Source organism: Streptomyces sp. DH12 (assembly GCF_020873895.1).
GTDB lineage: Bacteria > Actinomycetota > Actinomycetes > Streptomycetales > Streptomycetaceae > Streptomyces.
In genome coordinates this window covers 1-411 of the sequence record NZ_JAHWGT010001437.1, presented here as the reverse complement: position 1 = coordinate 411, position 411 = coordinate 1, and the positions used below count along the sequence as shown (strand labels likewise).

General features: G+C 68.9%; 1 protein-coding gene. It reads right to left on the bottom strand.

All coding sequences use genetic code 11. From position 1 onward, the window contains the following. Positions 1-115: 115 nt before the first annotated feature. Positions 116-411 (bottom strand): MurR/RpiR family transcriptional regulator (locus tag LPA54_RS40460; RefSeq protein WP_368857917.1); only part of this gene is annotated, 296 nt, incomplete at its 5' end.

The window sequence follows — 411 nt, the reverse complement described above, 5'->3', positions numbered from 1 at the left end:
GTATTTATATATGCCGTCTGCTTGGCAAGACGCATGAAAACATTCATGCCTTATTCAAAGTGCGCGACGCGCGCCGCGAGGGCCGCGAACCGGGGCGGTGACCGAAGTGGGGGGCTCAGTCCCGGAGGAAGAACTGGTGCTCGTCGGCGACCTGCTCGTAGTCCTCGAGCCGGGCCTGCGTGCGCTCCGGGTCGGCGTCCGTCATGGCCTGCAGCAGCGCCGCGCACATCACGCCGGGCGCCGCGTACGAGTCGAAGTCCAGGCGGGATCCGGTGCCGGTGGCGAAGGTGACGTCCGCCTCGTCCGCGAGCGGCCCCAGCGCCAGATCGGTGATCAGCGCGACCTTCAGCCCGGCGCTGCGCGCCACCCGGACCGCCGTCAGTGTCTCCTGGGCGTGCCGCGGCATGGAGA